This is a genomic window from Candidatus Nanopelagicales bacterium, from assembly GCA_030700225.1.
Classification (GTDB): Bacteria; Actinomycetota; Actinomycetes; order S36-B12.
Genome location: JAUYJT010000030.1, coordinates 29,933 through 50,220, shown reverse-complemented (window position 1 = coordinate 50,220; position 20,288 = coordinate 29,933). Strand labels below are relative to the sequence as shown.

The 20,288-nt window shown below is 62.9% G+C and carries 19 protein-coding genes; 12 read left to right on the top strand and 7 right to left on the bottom strand.

Features of this window, described 5'->3' with window-relative positions; translation table 11 throughout:
- The first annotated feature begins 5 nt into the window (after positions 1 to 5).
- From Q8P38_04400 to Q8P38_04360, 9 genes are all read left to right on the top strand, one after another.
- Positions 6 to 599, top strand: coding sequence for a GNAT family N-acetyltransferase (locus Q8P38_04400; GenBank protein MDP4013843.1), 594 nt, complete (start codon positions 6 to 8; stop codon positions 597 to 599).
- Positions 596 to 1,501 carry an aldo/keto reductase gene (locus Q8P38_04395; protein ID MDP4013842.1) on the top strand — a complete coding sequence of 302 codons (906 nt, stop codon included), beginning with the start codon at positions 596 to 598 and terminating at the stop codon, positions 1,499 to 1,501. The genes Q8P38_04400 and Q8P38_04395 overlap by 4 nt, the downstream gene beginning before the upstream one ends.
- 13 nt (positions 1,502 to 1,514) lie before the next feature.
- Positions 1,515 to 2,825, top strand: coding sequence for an aminotransferase class III-fold pyridoxal phosphate-dependent enzyme (locus tag Q8P38_04390; protein MDP4013841.1), 1,311 nt, complete (start codon positions 1,515 to 1,517; stop codon positions 2,823 to 2,825).
- Positions 2,826 to 2,964: 139 nt separating this feature from the next.
- Positions 2,965 to 3,117, top strand: coding sequence for a hypothetical protein (locus Q8P38_04385; protein MDP4013840.1), 153 nt, complete (start codon positions 2,965 to 2,967; stop codon positions 3,115 to 3,117).
- Between the two features lie 392 nt (positions 3,118 to 3,509).
- Complete coding sequence (locus Q8P38_04380; protein MDP4013839.1) at positions 3,510 to 3,734, top strand: hypothetical protein; 225 nt, start codon at positions 3,510 to 3,512, stop codon at positions 3,732 to 3,734.
- On the top strand, positions 3,734 to 4,702 hold the full coding sequence (locus tag Q8P38_04375) for a Gfo/Idh/MocA family oxidoreductase (protein ID MDP4013838.1): 969 nt from the start codon (positions 3,734 to 3,736) through the stop codon (positions 4,700 to 4,702). The genes Q8P38_04380 and Q8P38_04375 overlap by 1 nt, the downstream gene beginning before the upstream one ends.
- A 1-nt stretch (position 4,703) precedes the next feature.
- Positions 4,704 to 5,969: a DegT/DnrJ/EryC1/StrS family aminotransferase gene (locus Q8P38_04370; GenBank protein MDP4013837.1), complete on the top strand. Its 1,266-nt coding sequence runs from the start codon at positions 4,704 to 4,706 to the stop codon at positions 5,967 to 5,969.
- On the top strand, positions 5,969 to 6,520 hold the full coding sequence (locus Q8P38_04365) for a GNAT family N-acetyltransferase (GenBank protein MDP4013836.1): 552 nt from the start codon (positions 5,969 to 5,971) through the stop codon (positions 6,518 to 6,520). Before Q8P38_04370 ends, Q8P38_04365 begins: the two co-directional genes overlap by 1 nt.
- A gap of 215 nt (positions 6,521 to 6,735) precedes the next feature.
- Positions 6,736 to 7,293 (top strand): hypothetical protein, encoded by a 558-nt coding sequence (locus tag Q8P38_04360; GenBank protein ID MDP4013835.1) that lies wholly within the window; start codon positions 6,736 to 6,738, stop codon positions 7,291 to 7,293.
- A 93-nt stretch (positions 7,294 to 7,386) separates the two neighbouring features.
- Here Q8P38_04360 and Q8P38_04355 read toward each other — a convergent pair whose 3' ends face one another.
- Positions 7,387 to 8,532: a glycosyltransferase family 4 protein gene (locus Q8P38_04355; protein ID MDP4013834.1), complete on the bottom strand. Its 1,146-nt coding sequence runs from the start codon at positions 8,530 to 8,532 to the stop codon at positions 7,387 to 7,389.
- A gap of 450 nt (positions 8,533 to 8,982) precedes the next feature.
- Between Q8P38_04355 and Q8P38_04350 the strand changes: the two genes are divergently transcribed.
- Positions 8,983 to 10,821, top strand: a complete 1,839-nt coding sequence (locus tag Q8P38_04350) for an ABC transporter ATP-binding protein (protein ID MDP4013833.1) — start codon at positions 8,983 to 8,985, stop codon at positions 10,819 to 10,821.
- A gap of 84 nt (positions 10,822 to 10,905) precedes the next feature.
- Entirely contained in the window at positions 10,906 to 11,889 is a 984-nt protein-coding gene (pseB, locus tag Q8P38_04345; protein MDP4013832.1) for a UDP-N-acetylglucosamine 4,6-dehydratase (inverting), read from the top strand.
- On the opposite strand, the gene Q8P38_04340 is transcribed toward pseB, so the two are convergent.
- From Q8P38_04340 to Q8P38_04330, 3 genes are all read right to left on the bottom strand, one after another.
- Entirely contained in the window at positions 11,886 to 13,175 is a 1,290-nt protein-coding gene (locus Q8P38_04340) for an O-antigen ligase family protein (protein MDP4013831.1), read from the bottom strand. The genes pseB and Q8P38_04340 overlap by 4 nt on opposite strands.
- A gap of 62 nt (positions 13,176 to 13,237) precedes the next feature.
- Complete coding sequence (locus tag Q8P38_04335; GenBank protein MDP4013830.1) at positions 13,238 to 14,110, bottom strand: class I SAM-dependent methyltransferase; 873 nt, start codon at positions 14,108 to 14,110, stop codon at positions 13,238 to 13,240.
- A 28-nt stretch (positions 14,111 to 14,138) separates the two neighbouring features.
- A complete protein-coding gene (locus Q8P38_04330; protein ID MDP4013829.1) occupies positions 14,139 to 14,801 on the bottom strand; it encodes a hypothetical protein in 663 nt (220 codons plus the stop codon).
- Positions 14,802 to 15,275: 474 nt separating this feature from the next.
- Here Q8P38_04330 and Q8P38_04325 point away from each other — a divergent pair, with 474 nt between their 5' ends.
- Entirely contained in the window at positions 15,276 to 16,043 is a 768-nt protein-coding gene (locus Q8P38_04325) for a hypothetical protein (GenBank protein MDP4013828.1), read from the top strand.
- A gap of 17 nt (positions 16,044 to 16,060) precedes the next feature.
- On the opposite strand, the gene Q8P38_04320 is transcribed toward Q8P38_04325, so the two are convergent.
- From Q8P38_04320 to gmd, 3 genes are all read right to left on the bottom strand, one after another.
- Complete coding sequence (locus Q8P38_04320) at positions 16,061 to 17,860, bottom strand: asparagine synthetase B (GenBank protein ID MDP4013827.1); 1,800 nt, start codon at positions 17,858 to 17,860, stop codon at positions 16,061 to 16,063.
- Between the two features lie 6 nt (positions 17,861 to 17,866).
- Entirely contained in the window at positions 17,867 to 19,108 is a 1,242-nt protein-coding gene (locus tag Q8P38_04315) for a hypothetical protein (GenBank protein MDP4013826.1), read from the bottom strand.
- Positions 19,109 to 19,219: 111 nt separating this feature from the next.
- Positions 19,220 to 20,203 (bottom strand): GDP-mannose 4,6-dehydratase, encoded by a 984-nt coding sequence (gmd, locus tag Q8P38_04310; protein MDP4013825.1) that lies wholly within the window; start codon positions 20,201 to 20,203, stop codon positions 19,220 to 19,222.
- Positions 20,204 to 20,288: the final 85 nt, after the last annotated feature.

Below are 20,288 nucleotides of genomic sequence, written 5' to 3'. Positions count from 1 at the left end.
CATCCGTGAACACGAGCAGTCTTCAGGATCCGCTGCTCGTCATCGGCACCAAACGCTTGCGTCTTCTGAGACTAGATGAGCACCACGTGACGAGTGACTATGTAGCCTGGCTCAACGATCCAGACGTGTTCAAGTACTTGGATACGCGGTCCGGAGACCACACGCTTTCCAGCGTCGCCGGGTACGTCCGGGGGGTGACTGCGGACGAGAACACGCTGGCGTGCGCAATCACCGTCGTGGCGGACGGTCGCCACATCGGCAACATCAAGCTCGGGCCGACCAACAGTCTGCACCGGCGCGCAGAGGTCGGGATCATGATCGGCGACCGCGGGTATTGGGGTCGCGGCTTCGCAACTGAGGCTATCGCGGCGCTGAGTGCTTTCGCCTTCTCCGAGATCAGGATCGAGAAGCTCTTCGCCGGAGCTGCTTCCGTGAACGTCGCATCGATCCGCGCATTCCAGGCAGCTGGCTTTCGCATAGAAGCTCTCCTGCCAGCCGACGCCTGCGACATCGCAGGCCAGCGGTGTGACGTGGTCCGCCTTGGGCGGATTGCACCCTGGCTGGCAGACCCCACCTATCCAGCCAGCCAACGCGAATGAACGGTGCCTGTGAGCGGCTCGTGCTCGGAACTGCTCAATTCGGGCTGGACTACGGCATCTCCAATGCACAGGGCCGTGTGTCTGAGGCGGACGCGGCGATCGTGCTCAACCGTGGTGTGGAGCTTGGAGTTCGCTGGGTCGATACCGCAGCCGAGTACGGGGGGGCCGAGTCGGCGCTTCGCGCGCCGCTCTCCAGGCACTGCGAGCTGCAGGTTATTTCCAAGCTGGCCCCTCTCTCCTCGCTTCGTCCGCTAGGCGGGGACGTGATCGCAGCTGTCCACGCTGGCATCCGGCAGTCGGTGGCGAGACTGGGCCGCCAGCCCATCGACGTGCTACTTGTTCACCGAGCCGCAGACTTATGGAGTAGCGATGCGGATGCAATCGCCGAAGCCCTCGACGGCGCCAGGGAACTCGGCCTCGTTCGCAGGATCGGATTCTCCGCGTATGACCGCGAGGAGATCGATAGGGCCGTGCAGGCCTTCCGCCCGGAGGTTGTTCAAGTGCCGGCCAGCGTGTATGACCAGACCCTCACGCAAGGGCCAATACAGGAGCTCGCTGCTGAAGGTGTCGAGGTCCATGCGCGCAGCGTCTACTTGCAGGGGCTCATCCTGCTGGAGCCTGATCGCCTGTCAGGTATGTTCCGGCCCCTCGCTGCTCATCAGGACCGGTTTCACAGTAATTGCCGCGCAGCTGGTATGACTCCCCAGCAGGCGTGCGTGGCCTTTGCACTCCAGGTTCCCGGCATCGCCCGCATCGTCGTGGGAACCACGACCGCATCCGAGGTTGAGCAGGCGTGCGGAGCCGCCGAGGGTGGCGCGGGAAGCGTTGACTGGATGAGCTTCGGCATCAACGACACGCGAATCCGCGATCCCAGGCGATGGCCTGACCGCGCGCGACTGTAGAGAGGTTCTGACCATGGAGGGTTCATCTTCCCGCGCTCGTGGGAGGTATCGGGAGTCACTGGCCTGGCTGGCACGAGCCGAGGCTGTGATTCCCCTCGCGTCCCAGACTTTCAGCAAGAGCCGCACGCAGCTACCGGTGGGTGCTGCACCCCTTTTCGCGGAGCGTGCCGACGGGTGTCGGCTCTGGGACGTTGATGGAAACGAGTACATCGACATGTCCAGTGGCTTGCTTTGCGTGACGCTCGGTTACCGCCATCCGTCAGTCGACGAGGCTGTGTTGAGGCAACTCCGCAGCGGGATCACGCTGTCGCTACCGCATCGGCTCGAGAGCGAGGTGGCAGAGAGAATCGTCGCGATGGTGCCCTCAGCCGAGATGGTGCGGTTCGCCAAGAACGGTTCGGACGCGACATCAGGCGCGGTTCGGCTAGCCCGTTTCCACACAGGGCGTGATCGAGTAGCCGTGTGCGGCTACCACGGCTGGCACGACTGGTACATAGGTTCGACCGCTCGACGCGGCGGGGTGCCTGGCGCGGTGAGCGAACTTACCCACACCTTCACCTACAACAAGCTTGACGAACTCGAGTCGCTGCTCGGCCAGTATCCCGACGAGTTCGCCGCAGTGATTCTGGAGCCGATGAACCTCGACTACCCTGCGCCAGGCTTCCTTGAGGGAGTCAGAGATGCCTGTGCGGCCCGGGGAGTGGTTCTCATCTTCGACGAGACAATTACGGGGTTCAGGTTCAGCAACGGCGGGGCCCAACAGGCGTTCGGCGTTGAGCCGGACCTGGCGACCTTCGGCAAGGGCCTTGCCAATGGAATGCCGTTGTCAGCGATAGCAGGACGACGCGGGCTGATGATGGGAATGGAAGAGATCTTCTTCTCCGGCACGTTCGGGGGAGAAACGCTGTCCCTGGCTGCCGCTGCCGCCGTCCTCGACCTTCTGCTTGCGGAGCCAGTCACCGAGACCCTGGCCGAGCGAGGAGCGTTGTTGCAGGGCCGGGTCCGGGAGGCGCTAACCGCAAGCGGATGCAGTCGCTTCCTCGAGCTAGCTGGCCACCCATCGTGGCACATCTTCCGGTGGACCGACGATCCTGGAATCGATGTCTGGGGTCTGAAGACGCTGCTGATTCAGGAGATGTGCCAGGCCGGAGTCTTCATGATCGGCTCACACGGAATGACCTTGGCTCACTCGCCGTCTGATCTCAGCGCAGTCGTGGACGCGTACTCGCGAGCTCTTCCCACGCTGGCCAGCGCGGCCTCCAGCGCCGACGTGGGTGAGTTCCTACAAGGACCCCGTCTCGAACCTCTATTCCGTGTGCGCTAGCTGCCGCGCCCCGTCGCGATCCGCTCCGCATTCGTTGAGAAGCGGAGAACGGTCGCCTCGGCATGACTGTCCGCGCACACCGCCTCGGTTGGCATCCGGCTGGACAGAGTCATCCCACAATCCGACGCTTCGGAGAAGCGTGGGGTGGCGTGTCGTAGCGGGGACGGTCGAACAACATGACGAATGGACCGAAATGCGCAGCTACATCGGTCGGGACATCCTGTCCCGGGCCCGCCTGGGAATCATCGATGGCGAAGCCGCCGCCTCCAGCATCGAGGGGTGGCAACACTAGTCCTTGGCGCCCAGCATCCAATCACCTGAGCGTCATGAACACTCCCGTTTGCACACCACCCATCGAACATAACCGCCAGCGCTGGAACTAGCATCTGTTTTGCGTCCGTGACCTTGATGTGAAGGCAGCGAATACTGTGACCGACCCCGATGCCGCGCCCAGCGGGCGCGCCCAGGGCGGCGCTGTCGCAATAACCCCGGCACGGGCGGATCGAAGCGGACACCACGCAAGAACATCCGGCTGATGTCCGGGCGGCCATTGACTACCTGGACGATGGATGTTGCACTCGCGAGTGGAGTCTTCGAGCAGGTCGTGTGTCGACTTAGGATGAGGAGATCGCCGTGATCGCGGAGGCGGCAAGCGTCCCAGTACAATTCCGAAGGCCCGTGTCCATGAGGGAAGATGTGACTCCGACGCAGTTCTACGCAGACCGGTTTCACGATGCTGGGCAACTCTACCGGGGAAGGTCCCTCGCTTGGTCAGATGGTCTTCCGATCTTTCGGCGGGCACTCGGCTATGCCCTCCCGTCGTGGCGCGTGCAAGACATCGACACGCAGGACGACTGGGAGCGCGCTCAGCTGATGCACACCGTGATGCTCGCGCAAGAGCGAAGCTGATGGGGAGCCCGCCTTTCACCGCACTTCTGGTTGGGCTGGGCCGCATCGGGCTTGGTTACGATGTTGATCTGGATCAGGATGTCCCACGGCAGGTTGTTGGCTCCTGCGCGACTCACGCACGCGCGCTCACGACCAACGACGCTTTCAGGCTCATCGGAAGTGTGGATCCAGACCCCAGAGCCAGAGAAACATTCGGCCTCTTGTATGACCTGCCGACTTGGGCAACGCTGCGGGAGGTCCCTGACACGCGGGTCGATCTGGTTGTGATCGCGACGCCGACGGAGCATCATGTCAGGCTCGCTACAGATGCAATCCGGCGTTGGGCGCCGCGCATGCTTCTGTGCGAGAAGCCGTGCGCTATGAGCGCGCGCGAGGCTGAGCGCCTCGCTTCCGTAGCCGAGAGTATGGGGACGCGCGTGAGCGTGAACTACTTCAGGCGCTATCTGCCTCAAACGGCCGAGATAGGGGCACTGATTAGTTCGCCGGTTGCTGGCCAACTCGTTTCCGGAGTTGTGCAGTACAGTCACGGGCTCTGGGTGAACGGCTGCCACTTCGTGAACCTAGTGACTGGCTGGATCGGGCAGCCTTCGTCCATTCGGCGCGTTGCGGACGTGGCTCCTGCGTCTGGCCTCACCCCCAGCTTTGTGATGTCGTTCGAGAACGCGGGTAGTGTCTTTTTTCATGGGGGAGCTGAAGGCGGGCTGAGACTGGCGGAGGTGTCCCTGGCGTTCAGCGGGGGCTTGCTCACGTACCAGCTCGGGGGGACAAACATCAGCTGGAGGGCTCGGCAGCGCGGTCCGCAATCGCAACCGCCCCGCCCGGACGCCCAGGAGTGGAGGGATCCGTTGAGTTCGTATCAGTGTGACGTCTACCGGCACATTTCGCGGATCCTCATTGACGGCGGCCCGCTCGTGTCTGGGCTCGATGACGCAATCATGACGCTGCGACTCATGGAACAGGTTTCGTGAGATGGGTGCTTCGGACCTGGCTCTGTTCGGTGGGTGCCCAGTGGTCGGAGAGCGGTTTCCGCCCTACTCATCACTAGGTGAAGAGGAGGCGCTCGCGGCGGCAAGCGTCGTTCGATCGGGCGAGCTGTCAGGCTACGTGGGTGACGCCGGGCCTGGGTTTATGGGTGGGCGCCGCGTGAAGGCCCTCGAAGCCCAGGCCGCCGCACTGTTTGGGGTGAAGCACTGCCTAGCGGTGAACTCGTGGACGTCTGGGCTCATATGCGCCGTCGGTGCGCTCGGGCTGGAGCCTGGCGATGAAGTCATCACCAGTCCTTGGACAATGGCTGCAACCGCAACCTCCGTCTTGCACTCAAGCGCGGTTCCCGTGTTCGCTGATATCGACTGCCGGACGTTCAACCTCGACCCTGCGTCAGTAGCTCAGCGGATCACTGCCAGGACCCGGGCGGTTTTGGTGCCTGACATCTTCGGCCAATCGGCGGACATCGAGGCGCTAAGGCGTCTCGCCGAGGATCACGGCTTGCGACTGCTAAGTGACACGGCCCAGGCTCCGCTCGCGACCAGGCGGGGGCGCCTTGCCGGGACAATGACCGACATCGGGGGATACAGCCTCAACCACTTCAAGCACGTTACCTGCGGCGAGGGTGGGCTGATCGTCACCGGGGACGACGCCGCCGCCGAGCGCATGGCGCTCATACGCAACCACGGCGAGGTACTGCTAGGCCGTGGTGTGCGGCCAGTCCCACGACACGGAATCATGGGCTACAACTTCCGGCTGGGAGAGATCGAGGCGGCAATCGCTGGAATCCAGCTGACGAAGATTCCGGGCCAAGTCGCGAGCAGGCAAGCCGCCGCTGAGAGGCTCACGAAGACCCTCAACCAGCTTCGTGGACTCCAAACCCCATATGTCGATGACGGGAACACACACGTTTACTACATCTATCCGCTGATCCTCGACCCTCTCGAACTCGGGGTCTCGCGCTCTCGCGTTTTCGAGGCGCTCACGGCGGAGGGCGTCACTGGCCTGTTCGAGGGCTATCAGAACATCCACCGCTTGCCGCTCTTCGTCGAACACCTCGCATACGGCAGCCGGGGGTTTCCTTACGATCCCGGCTCACGCGCTGACCCCTGCCCTGTGGCGGAGCGTCTCCATGAGCAGATCCTGTGTCTGGGCTTGTGCACGCACGAGTTTGGTGAGCACCAGACAGATCTCGTGGCTCAGGCCTTCGCGAAAGTCTGGGACCACCTCGATGAACTCAGGGCTGACTGATGGCGCATTGGGAGCCGGTTGGAAGCCCTCGTGTCTGGGTTAGGAACTTCACTGTGCTGGACATCAGCGAGGAGTATCTGGGGGCTCTGAACGACCGAGAGCACATGAAGTTTAGTGACCAGCGCCTTCTGCGTCATGACGCAGCCAGTTGTCGACGGTATCTGGCGTCCTTCGACGGGACGCCGAACTTGTTCCTGGCCGTGGAAGATCGTTCGTCAGGGGATCTGGTCGGGACCATCACTGCCTACGTCGATCCTGACACGAGGACTGCTGACATCGGGATTCTGGTCTTCCCGCGCCGATCGGGGACTGGAGTCGGGACCGACGCTTGGCGTCTCGTGATCCATGAACTGATGAGGTCTATGCGAATCTCGGAGGTGACCGCGGGAACTGCCGCGGGGAACCTGGCGATGCGCAGGCTGATAGACGCATGCGGAATGAGCCCCCGGCGTGGTCTTGGGCTAGATGTAGGCAGGTCGGACGCTGATTCCGGTTGCGAGACCCTCTACTTCTCGACCAAGGCGACAGACAGCCGAGAAGAACCCAGCTAGCGCCGTGTACGAGTCGATTCTCGAACCATCAGACGCTGGTGCACTGGGCCGATGTGGCATCGCCATCCACGATGCTGGTAGCTCGTTGCATGTCGCGGAGTGGATCCCTGATCTCCCACACGTCTCGGCCATCCTCGCTGACGGGCCGGCGGGGTCGCTTGGGGCGGTGAAAACTGGTCCGCGCGTTCGAGACACGGGCGCTCTCGTCGAGGCGAGTGATTGGCTCCTGGTTGGAACTGGCTGGCAATCTGACCTCGAACGCGATGCGCTGCGCGCTGGCAGAGTGGCCTAACCGTGTCGCGGAGTCCGTGGTCGGGGCCACGAGGCGGCTGCGGGCTGGGCAGCCCACCGGCGACGGACTGACCGGACGCGCCAGGCGGCTTCTCGTACTCGGGGAGCCGCTTGGTGAACGAGTTGACTCGGAGACGGACCAGCCGGAGGGGCGTGTGCTGCTGCGCCTTCCCGAACTGCTCCGGGCGCTCGAACTTCCAGCGGGGCAAACGGAAGTCCGGGTTCGACGACATCCATCAGAGATCGCTGGGAAGTACGAAGATGTCGCTGCTCAGTGGGATCTGCGCAGTTCCGTCGTCGGTGCTAAAGACCGGCCGCTTGCTCTTGATCTCGCTTGGGCTGACATCGTGCTTGGGTTCACGAGCTACGCTTTGTACCTCGCGTCGGTTTGCGGCCTCAGGTGCTACTCTCTGGCGGCGATGGCAGGTGAACCGCCGTCTCTGCCCACGGTTGTGGTTCCTGAGCTGACCGTGGCTGACTGACTCGGCAGCTGTCGAGAATTCGTCGTCTTCTCGGTGAGACGCGTGGGCGGATGATGGAGTGGATCGCGTCTGGGACTTGAAGGCGATGGCACTTCACGATTGGCGCTCCAGTAGTCGCCCGTAGAGAGCGAGATGTTCTGCCGTGATCCGCTCGGACGTGAACCGTTCCAGTACTCGCGACCGGCCACGATGGCCCATCTGTGCTGCCATCGATGGGTTCGCTTGCAGGTGCTCCACGGCATTCGCGATCTCCTCCGGGCGACGTACATCGACCAGGAGCCCTGCGGGTCCGACCACCCATGGCGCCCCACCTGAGCGCTCCCCAGCCACGATCGGCCGTCCTGCGGCCATGCCTTCGAGGAGGACGTTCCCGAACGACTCCTCAAGGGCTGGGTGGATGATTACGTCGCAGCTCTTGATCGCGTCTCGCACGGCAGGCCGTGGCTGGCGAGCCAACATGCGCACGCTTCTAGGCCTGGCTTCTGCCGCCATGAGATCAAGGAATCCCTGGTCCAAGCCATCGCCGATGACGGTCAGCGTTGAGTTCGATCCGCGCTGCTCGAGCAAGTGTTGGGCATGTAGCGCCGAAACGACGTTCTTGCGCCGGCTCTGATCGGCAATGACGAGCAGGTCCATCGAATCGCGCGCCTGGTATGGCCGACACTCGAGCAGAAGGCCGTCGGTCAACCCGTTGGGGATTACATGGATCTCCTTCCGATACCAGACCTGGCGGCTGAACGCCTTGGCGACATAGGGTGAGTTAGCGATGAACACGCCGCCTCTTCGGGCGACAATGCCGGCAATCGCCCACCGTGCCGCTCGGTACGGGTCCCGGAAGTAGCGGAAGATCGTTCCGGGGGCGTCCCTGATGGTGATGACCCGCCGCAGCCCCGTGTCCTGCGCTGCGAGCGCGAATTCGTATGTCCAGTGTGCGTGTACGACGTCTGGATCAGACAAGCGTATTTCGCGTGCCAGCGCTGCCCGTTCGGGTCGCCAAGCATTGGAAACCAGGTCGCGCGCCCGGAACCTGCTTGGGGCGACCCGCACAGTCATGTGCCCGCTCGATCTGACCCATGGCGCTTTGACAGACGGGCAAAGGGTGACCACCGTGACGTCGGCGCCCGCGGCCAGGAGACCGAGAGCCAGTTGGGCAACTGCGGGTGCTCGTTGCCCCGGCGGTGCATCAGTTCGATCGAGGAGGAGTCGTGGCTCAGTCGGCCCGACGAGCGTGATCCTCACGCTGCCAACGACCACTCGGTGGTCGCTTCGGGAAACCGGCCGCCGAGATCGCAGGATCTCGCAGGACTGGAGCTCTTCAGACAGGAGCGTGTTGGTTTGGTCGAGCCTCGCCCACCTCGTCGGAAGGGGCTTCGGTCGCGCTCAGAGGTTCTTCGCGCGGACTGCCCTCTACGCGTAGTCACGCATGCTCCAAAGACGCTTCCGCCAGCGGAATGGCACGTGCGGAGGGTGCGAAGCGGTCTCGACTGTGCCACAAAGCCGCATCTCCCTGACAAATCGGGGGCTCTGGGGTGCCCGTGTTGGCTGAGGTCTTGTTGCGTACCTTGCACGATAGGCTGATCAGGCCCGGCAGCAGTGCCCACCGGCAATGAGCATAACCTGGCGAACAGGTTCACTGAGTTCGAGAGTGGGAGAGAAAGTGTCGCCTCGGGTTGCTCGGAGCGGTTCATCGTGACCGTCTGGGAGGCAATCCGCTCTTCCCTGCGACTGCTCTCGCACAGGGATCGACGGCTACTGGCAGTGGCTGCGGGCCTTCAGATGGCAACGTCGATTCTCGATCTACTGGGAGTGCTGCTCTTCGGTCTCGTCGGGATTCTGGCGGCATCGAGCGTTCAGGGATCGCCTCCGCCCTCTTACGTTGAGAATGTCGCGAACTCCCTTGGGCTGGTCGATGCCAGCACCGACACCCTGACGGCGATAGCTGGCTTGACAGCTGCCGCGCTGCTGCTCCTGAAGAGCGGAGTCTCGATCCTCATCATCCGCCGAGTTCTTCGATTCCTGGCTAGCCGCTGCGCCGCAGTGTCGGCTCGATTGGGCGCCACGTTGCTGGCTCGCCCGATACTGGAGGTCCAGGCGCGACCGAGCCAGGAGATCGCCTATGCGCTGAGCGCTGGCGTGATCGCTGCCATCAGCGGGATTCTGGGTAACAGCGTAATCGTGATAACCGAAGCGACTCTGCTGATACTGCTTGGTGGTGCCCTTCTCATCGTGAGTCCGTTGGTCGCCTTGGCCGCGATTGGATATTTCGCGCTAGTCGCGATTCTCCTGCAGCGTCTACTCGGAACGTGGGCGGCTCGCGTCGGACGAATGGTCGCCGCAGCCGACATCGCCTCCACAGCGACCGTTCAGGAGGCCATCAATTCGTACCGCGAAGTGTCGGTCTCTAATCGACGGAGCTTCTACAGCGACAGATTCCGCGAACTCCGGCAGGAGTCGGCCCGTGGCAATTCCGATGGGCAGTTCATCGTGCAGCTTCCGAAGTACGTGCTTGAGGCCGCGCTCGTGTTTGGGGCCACTGCTCTGGCAGTGACGCAGTTCCTGATGCAGGACGCCATGACGGCTGTCGGAACCCTAGCGTTGTTCCTGGCGGCGGGTACTCGGGTGATGCCGTCGATCATGCGTCTGCAGGCATCGACGACTGGCATTCGGGCTGCGTCAGGGTCAGCCGAGACAACCTACGCGCTGGCGGCCTCACTAGAGTGGGCGACCCAGCCGGAAGTGCATTCGCCGGAGCCGCAGGCCATCCGAGAGCAGATCCAGCGGGAGAGCCGCGACCTTGTGCCGAACTTGGAAGTCTCGGAAGTGACGCTGAACTACCCCGGAGCAGGGGCGGCAGCGCTGCACAGCGTGAGTATCACGGTCGACGCAGGCTCATCGCTGGCGCTGGTCGGCGCGACGGGGTCGGGCAAGTCGACATTGGCGGATGTCATTCTCGGGGTGCTGCGCCCTGAAAGTGGCTCTGTCACGATCGGCGGGCTCGCGCCCGAGCAGGCGGTGGTGAAGTGGCCCGGCGGCATTGGCTACGTACCACAGGAGGTCGCGCTTTCCAACGGCACGGTGCGGGACAACGTGGCGCTCGGTCTTCCACGTGCGGCAATCGATGATGAGCGCGTTTGGCGAGCTTTGGACAGCGCTCACATCGCGGAGTTCCTTCGATCATCCCGAGAGGGGCTGGACACTCGGATAGGTGAGCATGGTGTACGCCTGAGCGGCGGTCAGCGGCAGCGACTCGGAATCGCCCGTGCTCTGTATACGGGGCCTCGACTGCTGGTCCTCGACGAGGCGACGAGCGCACTCGACGCCGAGACCGAGCAGGCAATCGCGGAGACCTTCGAATCCCTCGAGGGGGAGGTGACCCTAGTTACAGTCGCTCACCGTCTGGCGACCATCAGGCATGCCGACGAAGTCATCTACCTGGAGCACGGCCGGGTTCTGGCTCGCGGCACTTTCAAAGAGGTGCGCCGCGCCGTGCCGCGCTTCGACCGCCAGGCAGAGCTGCTCGGGCTCTGAGGTCCCTGCGGAGCTGCGCCTGGACTCAGCAACTAGCATCGTGATGTCTTGACGGTGATCCCGGACCGAACACAAGGGGAGAGCATGAGTGGTCTGATCGGTGCTCGTATTCTGATTACTGGCGGTTCTGGATCGTTCGGAAGAGCCTTCACTCGATACGCGCTGGACAATCTGGAGCCTGAGCGACTCGCAATCTTTTCGCGTGACGAACTCAAGCAGTACGAGATGCGAGCTCAGTTCGACGGCGATGAACGCCTGCGCTTCTTCATCGGCGACATTCGGGACCGCGATCGATTGACACGCGCCTTGCACGGCGTTGACTACGTTGTGCACGCTGCGGCCTTGAAGCAAGTTGACACTGCTGAGTACAACCCGTTCGAGTACGTGCGCACGAACGTTCTCGGCTCGCAGAACGTAGTTGAGGCGGCGATCGACGCCGGAGTCGCTAAGGTCGTCGCCCTCTCGACGGACAAGGCCTCGTCCCCGGTGAACCTGTACGGCGCTACCAAGCTCACGTCCGACAAGCTCCTCGTCGCCGCGAACAACTACGGATACGCATATGGCACGCGGTTCTCGGTCGTCCGCTACGGCAACGTCGTCGGAAGCCGCGGATCGGTGATCCCCTTCTTCCGCGACCTCGCGGCGCGCGGAGAGAAGATCCCGGTAACTGATTCTCGGATGACGCGGTTCTGGATTACCCTTCCCCAAGCGGTTCAGTTCGTGGTGGACTCCTTCGATGCGATGGAGGGGGGTGAGCTCTACGTGCCGCGCATTCCCAGCATGCGTGTCGTTGATCTAGCCGCTGCCATCGCGCCCGAATCGGACGTCTACGAGATCGGAATCCGCCCAGGCGAGAAACTTCATGAGGAGATGATCTCAACAGACGATGCCCGGAGAACGGTCTTCCTCAAGGACCGGTATGTCGTGACGCCTGCGCTGGCGGAGTGGGGGTTCCGGTCCGCCGCCGGCGAGCCAGTAGCTGAAGGCTTCTCCTACCGGTCGGACAACAACGACATCTGGCTCGATGTCCCGAAACTGCGGACGATGGTCGACGAACTGGACAGCTAGGAACCGTTGGTCCGTGAAGTCACGCGGCTCGGAGTCCGATGGATCTGATCGCCAGGCCCAGGCGCCGATGTTGCCGCCTGCGGTCGCGCAGTGGAAGCGGCGATCCCGAAAATCAGCCATGACCAGCCTGGCCACTGATAGACGAATCCAAAGGCCCCCAACCCGGCAGCGACGATCGTCGTCCACGTCGAGAGCCTCATCCCCCGCGATGTCAAGCCGACGATGAGCATTGCGACAAGCAGCAAAGCGCCGATGATTCCCACTGCTGTGATGGCTTCTACGTACATACTGTGCGCAGAACGTTGCACGTAGTACAAACTCGACACGTCTGTGACGTTTGTCGGCCCAAACGTGCTTCCCAGGAGCCACTCCAACATTGATCGTGGGATTTCCAGAAGGGTCGACCATTGGTCATTCCGCCAGTCGAGATTTCCAGTGTTGGTGGCTGAGGCTCCCAGCTCGGGTTGGGTCGACACCAAGTACGCAAGGATAAGGATGGCGCACATTGCCATGAAGGCGCCGAGGGTCACCAGTTCCAGCTTCTTGCGGTTGTGTTGAATCATCTCGAGGGCGGCGACTGCCGTCATGACGAGTGCGCCAAGCCAGACCGAGCGGTGCTGTGCCAGCAGGACGGCAGCCCCCAGCCAGACAACTCCAACGGTTCGGACTGAAATCGCCACGTCCGGCGTATGGGCGAGCACGAACAGTGCCACCAGCATCAGCAGAGCTGCACTTGAGAACAACGGTCGAGAGTAGATCACGGTGGCAGAGCCGAGGCCCTCCGTGGCCAACCCGTAAGCTTGAAGGCCGCTAGCAATGAAGCCCATCCAGACGATTGGTCGCAACTTCGCCCACGACCAGCCGCCTGGCATTGTCGCGGACCACCAGAAGACCGCTACGGAGAGGATCCAAGGGCGCCACTGGTTCACCCCGGCCTCAAGGCCCACTGTGGTAACCCACGACAACACACCCACACCCACCATGGCAGTCAACGCCAGTCCGATTCGCCGGGCCCAAGCCCGAACCTGGGCGTGATGGAGGCGTGACAGGCCGACAACGAGAAAGGCGACCGCAAACACGTCGCTTGGGTACACGTTGATGGGACCGAACTCCAAACGCACTAGCAAGTAGAAGTGCTGGTTGTTCTCCAGCAGCATCGCTGCTAGGAAGATCGTTAGCGCCAGACGCGGAGCCTTTGAGACAATGAGGAGCAACGCAACGACGATCGAAGCCAGCACACCCAAGTCGAGTGCTAGGTAGACAGCCTCGCTGGCGCTGGATAGCATAAGACCTCCCTAGACAGGCGCTCGGGGCCACCTAATCAGCCCCGGCGTGTTCGTCCTCCACGTCACTTCGTCGCGTCTATGAAGAGGAACCATCCGCAGCGCTTTTGCAGCCATTCATCCACGCGCATCATCTGCCGCGGTGCGATCCGACGCAGCCGCTTGCCGACGCCAGGCAGGTAGGCAGCTTCCTCGCCGTCGTACACCGCAGTCCTGACATCGCGGAACTTCCCGAACATGTCGCGCGCCTCACGCCTCGTGTAGTGGTGAGCGATTGCGCCATCAGTAAACGACATGTTGATGTCATGCAGGGATTCGCGCCTGAGGCGCCGCCGGAGAATCCCCTCCTGAAGTCCGCCTCGAACGAAGTAGCGAAGACTGCGCCGGTGGTACACCATGAGCTTCGCCCTTCCGCCAGGTTCCAGAACCCTGTAGATCTCTGTGACAATCGCCGCCGGGTCGACCGAGTGGTGGATCACACCCCATGACCAAACGACGTCGAAGCTGCAATCGGGGAAGGGAAGGGTGGAAGCGTCGACCTGAAGAACCGTCCCGTCCAGCCCGCTGAGACGGAGTCGCTTGCTGGTCCTCCGCACAGCCGTTTCAGTCAGATCAACCGCCGTGAGCTGAGCCCCACCCCGGGCAAGCAGCTCGGCGTGGCTGCCCATTCCACAACCGATTTCCAGGACTCTCTTCCCCTCGACATCCTCCTGGTCAATCAAAGCGCCAAACGGGGATTGCCCAGGTCCCGGATGCGCGAAGTGCCGAGAGCGCTCGAAGAAGATCTCATCGACGCGTTTGTACGAGGCAGGATCATTCTCATCAAACTCGTTGGAACTCCCCCAATCCTCATAAGTCATTGGGTGGCGTTCCCACCATGCCTGGTTGTCGGCCTGTGTCGATCCTGTGATCGTCAACGGATCAACAGACTTCTTCATGATGATTCCCAACCGTTCGCCAGTTCCGCTACCGGTGCTGCGCGACCGGCAGACTGCGAAGCACGAGCAAATTCGATTCAAGACTGGACTCGTTGAATCCGTTGCGGTGTGCGGCGTCGACAACAGCATCGACTGCGGGGTAGTCGATGCCGTCGAATGCGTTCATGTCATCGATCACGATCACGTGGCTACGCACGGGATGCCGACCAATCGCTTCGATCTCCCTCAGGATCGGCGGCCTCATCGAATCTCCGGCGGTAACGCCACCGCTGTAGTGCCCGTCGAGCCAGAAACAGATCGGCACGTCGATACCTGCGATCACCTGCCCGAGTATCTCTCCGGAGTCGCCCATGTGGATCTGTACGTTGTTCCGATACTTGAACCGCTGTCTCGCCAGTTCCGTCAACTCCGGTGAGAGCTCAATCGAGTGCACGTCATATCTGCGAACAGCGAAGTAGGCAGCCGTGTCACCGTAGTACGTACCGGTTTCGACGATGACGCGCGAACCGGCGCTGCGCGCTGCAGCCTCGATCATCTTGTGCTTGACCCGATCCGGAGGCACAGGACTCCCAGCAGCGACTCGGCGGCGATCTCTCGCGAGTTCTCGCGGCAGCAGGGCCGCCTCCCTAGCTCGCTGGAGCGTGGGCATCCTCGCTGTGCGCTTGAGCCAGGTCCCGCCAGAAAGCTGCATGGCGTCTCTTCCGTTGGCCGATGATCGCCCATGGTAGTCGAACTCCCTCGCCCGCCTCCGGCTCGGGTCAGAGTCATCTCGCGGGGTCCCTTCGCGTTGGGCTGGGCCGCATCCAGTCGGCACGTGGATTGGAGGCAGCGCCTGCGGGTAGGATCCGCCCGGAGCGGAACTGTCTTTCGATCTACTGAACAGGATCAGTTCCGAGCGCTGGGTTGAGAAAGGAGCGGTGGAGACTTGCAGGACAAGCACACTCCATCGGGGATCTGGGGGAGGGCTCGTTCACACGCGGAGCACCGTCTGAACATAGTGGCCAACAGCGATCCGCGATTCCGGCGTCTGTGGCCCAGCGCGTGGCGAGTGAGCGCGTCGCGGTCAGGTGCTCCTCTTCTTCCCGAGCCACGAGCTTGCCTCTCGTCAGCGCCCAGCGGATGGCTCCTCGCGAGACCTCACAGGTATGCAGGGACTGGCCACCAGATGTCGACATGGATCGCTGGCTACATCCTGGCGGAGCGCTACGGGCTGAGCCTGCTCCCGGCCTCGATCGACCCGCGCTGGGCCGACTACCTGAACCTGAGAGCGCTCTATGGCCCGCATCCGCCAGATCGAGCCAGACGTGTCCGACTGCCACCAATCGGCGGCGACCAGGACCCAGCAGGCCTCGGACTGCTCGACGCCATAGTGACTAGATATCGGGACGAGCGCCCCGTCTTCATCCTGGCCTATGACCAGCATTGGTGGGACATGCGCCCGGCCGAGGAGGCCCTCCGTAATGCCTTCTGGCAGAGCCCCTCGCGGTCAGGACAGGCGGTGGACAACGGGCGTTTGGCGATACATGTGAGGCGCGGTGACATCAGGGGACTTCTGGGAACCGCTTCCGGCGACCAAGCGTGGATGGATGGCGAGTGGTTCACTAGGGTGGCCGGAAGGTGTGTAGAGGAGCGGCGATCGACTCAGCACCCCATAACCGAGGTCGTCGTCAGCGGGCAGGAGTTCGATGGCGAGATCGATCGGGGCCTGGAACTGCTCGGCCTTCCGGTCAGTTGGCTCGTCAGCGACGACCCGATCGAAGCGTTCGATTCGCTCGCTGGCGCGCAGGTCATGCTCGGAAGCCCAAGCGGTTTCTCCTACCTAGCCGGAATGGTAAATAGGGGCAAGGTTCTGATGCCCGATCACTTCTGGCATCCACTGCCCGCCAATGAGCATTGGACGAAGGTGGACAAGTCCGGTAATCCTGGCGCCTAGCTAGCGATCAGAACAAATCACTGCCATGCCGTCACGTCGGCAATCTTCTCGAGCCACCGATCCAGCACCACAATCGCCCAGGGCGATTGCCATGCAGATCGCCCCGAGAGCCACTGTCGGTGCACGGCCTCCAGTGCTCGCCGATCTAGGAGTCCGCGCACTTGGCTTCGCTCCCCAAACGCCCCCTGCACCGATGGGGCGAGCGGTCCAGATCTCATCCATTGGTTCATTGGGAGGACGAATCCGACTTTCGGGCGGGTCAGGGCCGCCATCAGCTCGGGATCAGCGGTTTCAGCTACGAAGTCGCCCTTGCCGACCTGGCGCTGCGGGAGCGCAGCGATTGCCGAAACGAAGCCTGCGTCGACGAGGGGAGTTCGCTCCTCGACGCTGTTCGCCATCGAGAACGTGTCGGCATCAGCCAGCAGCATCGGCATCAGATACTGGTCAAACTCGGCCGCAGTCACCCGAGATGCGGCAGTCCCATCGACCAGGGCTTGGACTGGCGTTCCCGTTGGGTCCGGCAGTGGCTGCGCCTGGAGCAGGCGGGTGCGAAGCGAGGGGGGGATGGCGGCCCGAGCCAGCCGGACCACATCTTCGCAACTGCGGGGTGCACCATACTCCCCGTAGCGCCGGGCGCGTGCCCGGCCGCGGGGAAGGGGCAGTGTGGCCAGTGTCCGCGCCGCGGCCCGAGAGACGTGACTGCTCGGCCGGCGGGGCCAGTCGACCCTGGTTGCTCGGAGGTGGTGAGGATAGCCGAGGAGCAGTTCATCGCCCCCTGTGCCCGCGAGGATCACTTTCAGGCCGGCCCGCGCGGCGGCTCGGCACACCAGGAACGTGTTGAGTCCGTCCGTTGTCGGTCTGTCGATCGATTGCAGGAAGTCATCAACAAGAGCTTGATCGGGATCGGCGGCAAGGACGGTGTGCGCGTGGCCGAAGCGCCGGGCTATCCGGCAAGCTAGCTCGCTCTCGGGGTTCGTGCCGGACATCGCGACGGTGAAGCTTTCTACGCGCATGTCGAGCTGGCTGGCTGCCCAAGCGATCGCTGCCGAATCCACACCTGAGGACAGCATGAGCCCGGTGGGAACGTCTGCCTCAAGGTGCAGTTCGACCGAGCGAATGAACTCGTCGACAACTGCCTTCCACGTCGAAGGGCCCTGAGTGATTGGGATTCGCGCCTGGCCGCGCCCAACAAGTGCGCCATCGGCCGAGAACCGCAACCATTCGCCTGGAAGCATGCGCCGGATCTCGCTCACTCCCGAAGACCCGAGGGGGAACCTGCCCGTGTCGAGGTAGGCGCTGAGCGCGGGCCGGTCGATTGTCACGGAAGGCAGGGAGCGGGCCACAGCGAGCATCTCGGATGCGAACCGGAGCGACCCATCGCCTGCACGGCACCAGTACAGCGGCTTCAAGCCCAGTGGGTCGACTGCCAGTGTCAGGGTCCCGTCCTGACGATCGCTGACGCAGATCGCGAACATACCGCGCAGCAGATCGAGGGAGCTCGTGCCGAACCTTGCCCATAGGGCGGGCAGCACCGCGCCGTCACACGCCGTGCATTCCAGATCGAGAGTGCGGCGAAGTGACTTGTGGTTGTAGATCTCGCCGTTGTAGACGACGGAAAACCTGCCATCTCGAGAAACGAATGGCTGCGCTCCTCCAGCAATGTCGATGATCGCAAGTCGCGTGTGCCCGAGAAACGCGTAGGGCTCGGCTGAATACGACTCCCCGTCCGGGCCCCGGTGGCGGAGCAGGCTGGCGGCGTCGGCGACGTATGCCCGTGCCGCGTCGTCACGACCTGTCGCTCCGCAGACTCCGCACATCTATGCCTAGCCCTTTGACGAGGTTGCGACTAGAGGCTTGGGTAGTCTGGTCCAGGGTTCGAACGGCAGCGCTGGCACCGTGTCGACCGCCATGGACATCATGAACTGGGCACCTTGTTTGTTGCTCATGCGGTTCCTCACCCACTTCCACCCATCGAGTGCCTTCATGTGCAGCGCTTCGGGGTCGTCGGCGAGGAGGCCGAGCGCTCGTCTCCGAACTGCTCGTACGCTCGGTTCCTGGAAGAGCCCAAGAGACTCATCCGGGGCCCAATCCATCTTGGGATGGAGTGTAGTGACTTGGGGTCGGCCGGACAGCAGAGAAATCGCAAGCCTGTCGCTGGCATACCCCTCATGTGATGGGTAATGGTCCCAGTTGACGGAGAGTCTCGCGCTTCGCAGGCAGTCAATCTGTCTCGAGTAGGGGATGCTTCCGTTTGACAGCCACCGGGGCCAACCTACTCCGTAGGCTCTGAAGCGGTCTCCAAGAGCCAGGCGCATCCACGCCGCCAGCCTGTAGCGGGCAGCTGAACCGGGCAGTCCGGTGATACCTGGGATCCGGGCGTAGTTGCCACCCATCAGCACAGCGTCGAGACGACACAAGTCAGGCGGCGGGGGCGGTGCGTCTTCGGCAGCCGCAAACTGGATGTGACTGTAGGTGTGTGGAATGAGCTGCACTTGCCGTGCGCCCATTGAGGCGAGCATGCTCAGTTGTGGTTCGCCAGCGACAGAGAAGGCCAAATCCGTTCTCCGAAGCCACCACTTCGACGCCTGTGTGTGCACCTTCCTCCCGCCCCACGCATCGCCCTCCCAGAAGAGCACTCTTCTTGACGAGAGCAGTGGCGCAAGCTCCTCTTCCTGTTGAGCCGTTGCGGGGTACATCGTGCCCGTCCACACAAGGATCACATCTGGGCACTGGTCCTTCAAAGCGGCGATGACGCGAGCATGGGTGGCGGCTCTTGAGTTTCCGGCCGCATGGCTGATGGCGCTAACTGATCCGAGCTGGCCGCTGTCGGCTAGCGCCTCGAAGCCTTCGACTGGCCCGAGCGCCAGCCCTTCCTCCCTGTCGTTAGTCAGCAGCAGTAGTCGCGCCCCGGTTCCCAAGTGCTCGGTCCAATCCTCGTGCGCGGGCAGGCCCTTGCCGGACGGCCTCAGCGCGGGCAGGCCCTTCCACGGACCGAGCGAGTCGGCTGGCGGCTGAACCTGGTGCCGCAGCGTCGCGTGCTCCGAAAGTGCAGACAATGATCGCACGGCCGTGCTCTGCGTAGGCTACAAGGTCTGCGTAGACGTGAATGCGAGCAGTTGTCGCGGGGAGCCGCAGTATGTCTCGTCTGAGTGTCGACGACCGCCTGCGGAAGCCGGCTAGAGGGCAGCCAGGTCTGCGTCCACCATTAGCTTCGCTAAGTCCGGCGCCATGGTCTTCGGCTTCCACCCCAGCACTGTCTCGGCCTTTGAAGCGTCACCCACCAAGTAGTCGACCTCCGTGGGACGCAGGTACCGGTCGTCGAACCTGACGTGCTTCTCCCAGTCGAGACCGGCGTGCTCGAACGCAAACTCCACGAAGTCCCTGACGGTGTGGCTCGTGCCCGTCGCCACCACGTAGTCGTCTGGATCATCAACCTGAAGCATTCGCCACATGGCTTCGACGTACTCCTTGGCGTAGCCCCAGTCACGCGCCGCGTGCAGATTCCCCAGCCAAAGTTCGTCCTGCAGCCCGGCGGCGATCCGAGCCGCCGCCATCGAGATCTTCCTCGTCACGAACGTCTCCCCCCGGCGGGGAGACTCGTGGTTGAACAGGATCCCGTTCACCGCGAACAGGCCGTACGCTTCCCGGTAGTTGCGGGCCATCCAGTACGAGTACACCTTCGCGGCCCCGTACGGAGAACGTGGATAGAACGGTGTGTCCTCCGACTGAGGGGGCGGCGAAGCCCCGAACATCTCCGAGCTGGAAGCCTGGTAGAACCGCACAGGCACGTCGGCCGCGCGAATTGCCTCCAGCAGACGCGTAGTGGCGAGCCCAGTGACGTCACCGGTGAATTCTGGCTCGTCGAACGACACCCGGACGTGAGACTGAGCAGCCAGGTGGTACACCTCGCTCGGCTCCAGTTTCCGCAACAGCGTCACAAGGCGCGATGCGTCGGTCAGATCGCCGTAGTGGAGGAACAGTCTGGATTCCGGGTCGTGTGGGTCGGTGTACAGGTGATCTATCCGCGCGGTGTTGAACGTTGAAGCGCGACGGATGAGCCCGTGTACCTCGTAGCCCTTCTCCAAGAGTAGTTCCGCCAGGTACGACCCGTCCTGGCCAGTGATGCCGGTGATCAGGGCTCGCCGACCTGAAGTCCCCATCGTGTGGTACCTCGCTCCGGGATAGTCTATGTTGCCACGCGGTGGGCATAGTTGTGATCGCCTGCATCGAAGATACGGTGTCCCG